The following is a 6,214-nucleotide window of genomic DNA, read 5'->3' as shown; positions in this document are numbered from 1 at the left end:
TTACACGGCTACCTCAACGACGTCCCACCCGCCGAGTACGAAGCCACGTTCTACGATGCACAACGGACCGACCAACCACTGGTCGCAATCCAATAGCCCGAGCCTCCGGCAAAACCAGGGCGATTCAATCCGTCCCTCTTCAGCTGATGGGCCATGGCGATACCCGCGACGCCGGCCCCGATGATCACTATCGACGGATCGTGTCCTCGAGGATCCCTCGCAAAGCCGCCTGTCATGAGACAGCTAAGAAGCAGTTGATGGCGCGGTGGCAGTGGAGCATCCACGGTCCCAACACTTTCACCGGTGGGCCGAAGCTTTCAGGAAGTTTCCAGCGCGGTGGATCGCCTCACGAGCCTCGGGCAGGATTCGGAACATGGCTTGGAACACGTGGATCTGTCCCCGGTACACCTGTATCTCAACGCTTGATCCGGCCGATCGGAGGCGGTCGGCAAGATGCCTCGAGTCATCGATCAACATTTCTCTTCCGCCTACCTGAATCAGGATCGGTGGCATGGACCTGAGGTCTGCGTCGAGCACGCTGATTCGCTCATTGCGGTGATCTGCACCAGCCACGTACAGGTCAAGAGCGCGGGCCGCGGACCGAGCAGAGGCGAAAGGATCACGGCGGCGAAGTTCGCGTGCCCTCGCGAGTTCACATGTCAGATCCAGGACCGGAGACATGAGAAGCATCGAATCCGGCAGCGGCAGTCCGTCACTACGTGCGCCAAGGGCGGTGGCCATCGTGAGCTGGCCGCCCGCCGAGTCCCCGGCCACCGCAACACCGCGTTCGCCGGAAGCCGAAGGCTGCCCTGTGACGAGCCAGCGGTATGCGTTCAGTGCATCGTCGGCGGCAGCGGGAAAGGGATAGCGTGGAGCTAGCCGATACCTCACCGCAAAGATGGGCCGACCGCTCGCGGAGGCAAGTTCACCGAGCAGGCCGCGGTGGGTAGCCGGTGAGCACATGGAGTAGGCGCCGCCATGAATGTAGAGCAACGGAACCGCGTGTGGATCGACTGCAGGAGAAGTGATCCAATCCCCGCGTATCTGATTCCCGGCGAACTCGGTATCTATTGTGCGAACCGCCACGCTTCGGCGGGGCCGCGATCCCACAAGCGCCATCCGGAGTACGCGATCCATCACCGCGAGGCCGTGGGCGCTCGACGGGATGAGTTGCGACAGCGGACGCAGTGTGTTTCGCGAAGTCATTGCCACGAAATGACTTGCAAGACTGGGGCGCCGGTCCGCCGCATCAGTGTTGGTCACCGTGCGCCAACGGATTCTGCGCGACGTTCAAATCGGTAATCGGAGAGCCGGAAGGTGCGGCTACGCCAGTAAGTCTCCAGGGTAGTTGACGGACGCAACGGAACATCGCCGTGTTTGTCGAAATAGTAACTGTTGGCATTGGAACAGCTCGGCTGCCAGAAAACCTGTCGATGTCGGCGGCTAACCATGTCACCGAAGTAGCGATCGTTCGCCTGCTGTCTGACCTCTACGTAATCAGCCTTCAGCGTGCGCGCACGACGAAGACAGCGGACGATATGCCGACTTTGCGCCTCGATGAGTGTGAAGTACGAGGAGCCGTTGTAACCATAGGGACCGAAGATATTGAAGTGATTCGGGAACCCTGGGACGCTCACACCCTCGAAGGCTTGGAGGCGGTGCTCATCCCACCAGGCAGACTGCTCCACTCCACCGCGTCCCTTCAGCACATAAGTCGGCATATTGCCCGACTCCATCACTTTGAACCCGGTGGCCAAGACCATGACATCGATCGGATAACTCTTGCCATCTTCAGTGTGAACCGAGGCATGGTCGACATGGGTGATGCCGCTGGTCTCGAGCGAAACATTGCGACGGTTGTACGTTGCGAGATAGGAATTGTGGAAACTCGGTCGCTTACAACCCAACGAATAGCGAGGAATGAGTTGGTCTCGAGTCACCGGATCGTCGACCGCCCGACGCATATAGCGTTTCGCCGCCTCTTCCATGAGGTCCGACACAGGGATCAACGAGTGAAAATGAGCTGCGATGGGAAATGTGAACTCGACGAACGCCTGACTCGCAGTGCGCGTCATCAGTTGTGCCCCTGGCACCAACCGCATCACTGTCGCGGCCCAGCTCGGTATGGAGAAATCCGGCTTCGGCAAGCAGTAAATCGGCGTTCGCTGGAAGACCGTCAGACTTGATGCGATCTTCGCGACTTCGGGAATCAGCTGCACCGCAGATGCCCCAGTCCCGATCACCGCCACCCGCTTACCGGTGAGATCTTTCGTATGGTCCCATCTGGCCGTATGCAGCGTCACGCCGGCGAAGTCGCGCACTCCTGGAATATCAGGCCACTTCGGCCGACTGAGAACGCCAGAGCAATTTATCACAAAACGCGCGGTCAGATTCTGACCAGAGGAGCAGCTCAGCCGCCATAGTGCGGCGCCTTCGTCGAAACAGGCTTCGTCCACAGTCGTGTTGAACCGGATGTAATTTTGGAGTCCGTATTTTTCTACACACCGCTCTGCATAAGCCTTCAACTCATCCCCGTGAGCGTAAGTACGTGACCAGGATGTTCGCATCTCATAAGAGAACTGGTAACTATAGGACGGAATATCGACCGCTATTCCCGGATACGTATTCCAGTGCCATGTACCGCCGACGCCATCGGCGTCATCGACTATAAGAAAGTCCGCAAATCCGGCCTTCAACAGGCTGATCGCTGTACCAATCCCAGAAAACCCGGCTCCGACTATTACAATTTCGTAGTGCTGCCCAGACTCAGAACCCATTACTTCCTCACGTGCGCTTTGATGTTTACCCTATCCGCTGCTGCAGTTCAGCGTGTTTGTGTCAACTTCAGGTCAGCATCGTCACGCCGAGTGATATCGTAATCCCGCATATCCAGACGGGACAGTTCCCTGGTGAACTGAGTCGCAAAGCCCGGATACATCGTGCCGTTATAGCCATCCTCTGTTAAATACCAGCTGCTGCAACCCGAGTTCCATGTCGTGCGTCGTAACCGCCGCTGAATATTGGAGTGGTACGCGTTTTGGCTATTCTCTTTCACATCCAGGGTATGGACTCCGTTACCTTGGTCGCGCAAGAGCTCGATCGCTTTTACGATGTAATCGATTGCCGCCTCCATATATAGAAGAGCGGAGTTGTGGCCAGGACCGGAATTAGGCCCGAAAGTGAAGAACAAATTCGGATACCCGGCCACACTCACGCTCTTGTAGGCAAATCTCCCCTCAGACCACGCGTCTTCGAGTTTTCGCCCGTCGCGCCCCAGGATCGGAAATGGCGTACCGCGTTTACACACATCGAAGCCTGTCGCGAATACTATGCAGTCCACCTCATGCTCGATGCCGTCGGCGGTTCGAATTCCGTTCGGAGCCAGTGTGGCGATCGGCCAGCTGACGAGTTTGCAGTTATCGGCCTGGAGAGCAGGGTAATAGTCGTTAGTCATAAGCATGCGTTTGCACCCAGGTCTGAACTGCGGTGTTAGCTGACGTCTCAACCAGGTATCCTTCACCTGCCGACGCAGATTCGCCTTCGCGGCCGCTTGGATGACAGATGTGGCAGCGGTATCCCAAACCATGCCCACGGCCATGACCTCATGCGCCCAAAACCACGCACCTCGTAGGGCCTGTTCGGTTGCCGGCATGCGCTTGAAAGTCGAACGCGCCCAGGCCGGATGCCGGAAATTCACCCTCGGTAGGACCCAGCCGGGCGTCCTCTGAAACACCTTGACCGACGCCGCCAACTGGACCAATTCGGGAACGATCTGCACAGCGCTCGCCCCGGTCCCGATAACCGCCACCCTCTTACCGCTCATGTCATAGGAGTGGTCCCACCGAGCACTGTGAATCTTTTTCCCCTCGTACGACTCGATGCCACGAATATCCGGGAAACTGGCGTCAGCAAGTGGTCCGCTAGCCATCACGACTGAACGGCCCCGATACCGCCTGCCGCCGGTCGTGTCGACAACCCACTCTCCGGCATCCTCGTCGAATTCCAGTGCACTCACGTCCGCACCGAAATGAATGAACCTCCCAAGATCGTATTTCGCGACAATCGCGTCGATATAGGCGAGGATCTCTGCGCTCCCCGAGTATGCGCGAGTCCAGCCTGGGTTCGGCTCGAACGAGTAGGAGTACAGCAATGACGGAATGTCGCAGGCGGCGCCGGGGTAAGTGTTGTCACGCCAGGTGCCCCCGACGCGATGTGATCGCTCCAAGATGACAAAGTCGTTAACGCCCGCTTGAAGCATTCTCATCGCCGTACCGATACCCGCGAAGCCGGCGCCGACGATCAAAGTCGTTACCGTGTCCGTCATTTAGCGACCGGTTCATAGGTCAGTTCATCCGTCCATGAAGGCGGTCGCCCGAGTACTTGCACGGGGAAGATGTCGATCGCATTGCCTAAGCGCTGGGAAACGAAGTGAAGGGGTTGGGACCGCTTGATCGAGGAGGACATGTGGGCCTTCAAGATGTGATATCCAGGCACCCTCCGCGTGTGCTCACTGCGGTCCCCGACATTGCCATATCGCGTCACCGCGTTGTACAGCTTCTCTTCGGATAGCCCCATCGCGTTGAGATTCATCAACATGCGCGTGAGAAGCGGTATATACAGCAACGCGCCAGTGAGAATACGGGGGTCCATCACAGCGCCGACCGTTTGGATTGCATGGATTCGCATGGGACTGGCGCCGAGGTCATTCAGGACTTGAAAACCTACTGCAAGGTGCCGCGATTCGTCGCTGTTGACCTTATTGAATACTTCCCCGCAAATTGGGTCGTCGACCTCATCAAGGAGAAATTTCAGCAGGGCCCCGTCCAGCGCGGTCTCCAGTGCGGGAATCGCGGCGCCGATGACAGTCAGAGGAAGAGCCTCAGCGTACCGATCTAGCCACTCGATCACGAGACGGATGTTCTTATTCGGTACAGGCTTTTCGCCTTCCTCGATCATGCCCCAGCGACGCATCAGAGCAAGTTCGGCGTTGGCGTGACGCTGCTCCTCGGCGTGAAAGTAACGGTAAATGTCTCCGAGCGCTTCGAAGGGCGCCTTCGGGGCCATCGCAGCAAAGGCGCGCGCTCCGACATGCTCAATCCACACCACGTCGGACATGAATTGCTTGAGTTTGGGACGCTGTTCGTCGGTGATCAACTCCGCACCAGGGGCGCCCCAATCGATATCGGCGAGAGCCCATTGCTTGTTCTTGATCGTCTCGAGCATGTCGCTATATGCGAACGCCATTTCACTGCTCCCTCTGTTCGGCTGGATCGTTCCATGAGGCCACGCGCTCCACCAGCCCCAACGCCCGCGTAAACTGACCGGGTAAAGCTCTTTTCAGTTGCCACAAAATTTTCGCGTCCAGTTGGGGCACTACATAGATTTGTCCGCGATCGTGCGCGTTCAAGGTCGTTCGAGCCACTTGATCCGGCGAAATGCCGGTCCACCTCATCAGGTTGGTCGCGAGTTTCGCCGCCGACTCCTCAATCTGAGGATTTTTGGCGATGTTCGTCTTGACGAAGGTGGGGCAAAGCACTGTGACATTGACGTTAGTACCGCTCAGTTCGGCCGCCAAGGTCTCGGACAGAGCGAGCACTCCGGCCTTACTCACGTTGTATGCCCCCATTCGGGGCGCCGAGCCGAAACTCGCGGCGGACGCCACATTGATCACTCCGCCACGGCCGTTGCTCCGGAGCCGGGGAACGAAAGTCTCGCACCCGTAGATAACACCCCAAAGGTTGACAGAAATCGCAGCGTTCCAGTCCTCGACCGACGTAGCGCCGATGCGATTGCCGCCCGCACCGATTCCGGCGTTGTTGATCACCAGGCTCGCCGCCTTGCCAAACCAGTCTTCACTGGCATCAGCGAGGTTACGGACCTGCTCAAGGTCGGTGACGTCGCATACGACGTCGAAACCCTCGCCGCCGGCCTGCCTCACCAACTCGGCCGACTCTTTCGCAGTGATGGGGTCTTTGTCCGCACACACAACACGTCCACCTCGGCGTGCAAGCTCAACGGCGAACGCGCGGCCGATACCGCTCCCTGCGCCTGTGACTACTGCGTGGGCGCGGTGGGTTCTACCTGGTGAACTACCGAACGGCAAGAACCTCATCTGCTTGCCTTTCGGATCGCGACACTGATTTCCGGTGCGGGAGACCATTGATTTGGGGGCATCAGCCACCATTGGTGTCGCATGCCACCAGTTTGGTCGTGA

The 6,214-nt window shown here is 58.3% G+C and carries 5 protein-coding genes; all 5 read right to left on the bottom strand.

Annotated elements, in window-relative coordinates; genetic code table 11:
• Nucleotides 1-297: 297 nt before the first annotated feature.
• Genes BKG60_RS09730 through BKG60_RS09710 form a run of 5 tightly spaced genes read right to left on the bottom strand, consistent with a single transcriptional unit; the run spans nucleotide 298 to nucleotide 6,112 of the window.
• Nucleotides 298-1,263 (bottom strand): alpha/beta hydrolase, encoded by a 966-nt coding sequence (locus BKG60_RS09730; RefSeq protein ID WP_012394814.1) that lies wholly within the window; start codon nucleotides 1,261-1,263, stop codon nucleotides 298-300.
• Nucleotides 1,260-2,777 (bottom strand): flavin-containing monooxygenase, encoded by a 1,518-nt coding sequence (locus BKG60_RS09725; RefSeq protein ID WP_012394815.1) that lies wholly within the window; start codon nucleotides 2,775-2,777, stop codon nucleotides 1,260-1,262. Before BKG60_RS09725 ends, BKG60_RS09730 begins: the two co-directional genes overlap by 4 nt.
• A 47-nt stretch (nucleotides 2,778-2,824) precedes the next feature.
• Complete coding sequence (locus tag BKG60_RS09720; RefSeq protein WP_012394816.1) at nucleotides 2,825-4,324, bottom strand: flavin-containing monooxygenase; 1,500 nt, start codon at nucleotides 4,322-4,324, stop codon at nucleotides 2,825-2,827.
• On the bottom strand, nucleotides 4,321-5,244 hold the full coding sequence (locus tag BKG60_RS09715) for a hypothetical protein (RefSeq protein WP_012394817.1): 924 nt from the start codon (nucleotides 5,242-5,244) through the stop codon (nucleotides 4,321-4,323). Before BKG60_RS09715 ends, BKG60_RS09720 begins: the two co-directional genes overlap by 4 nt.
• 1 nt (nucleotide 5,245) lies before the next feature.
• Nucleotides 5,246-6,112, bottom strand: a complete 867-nt coding sequence (locus tag BKG60_RS09710) for an SDR family NAD(P)-dependent oxidoreductase (protein ID WP_012394818.1) — start codon at nucleotides 6,110-6,112, stop codon at nucleotides 5,246-5,248.
• Nucleotides 6,113-6,214 lie beyond the last annotated feature (102 nt).

The sequence above is a fragment of the Mycobacterium syngnathidarum genome, from assembly GCF_001942625.1.
Lineage (GTDB): Bacteria > Actinomycetota > Actinomycetes > Mycobacteriales > Mycobacteriaceae > Mycobacterium > Mycobacterium syngnathidarum.
The sequence above is the reverse complement of the archived record's forward strand: the minus strand, read 5'-3'. Positions and strand labels throughout refer to the sequence as shown.

Excerpts from the sequence above, each read along its gene's own strand:
- BKG60_RS09725 (WP_012394815.1), bottom strand. The coding sequence starts at position 2,777 with ATGGGTTCTGAGTCTGGGCAGCACTACGAAATTGTAATAGTCGGAGCC.
- BKG60_RS09710 (WP_012394818.1), bottom strand. The coding sequence starts at position 6,112 with ATGAGGTTCTTGCCGTTCGGTAGTTCACCAGGTAGAACCCACCGCGCC.
- BKG60_RS09715 (WP_012394817.1), bottom strand. The coding sequence starts at position 5,244 with ATGGCGTTCGCATATAGCGACATGCTCGAGACGATCAAGAACAAGCAA.
- BKG60_RS09720 (WP_012394816.1), bottom strand. The coding sequence starts at position 4,324 with ATGACGGACACGGTAACGACTTTGATCGTCGGCGCCGGCTTCGCGGGT.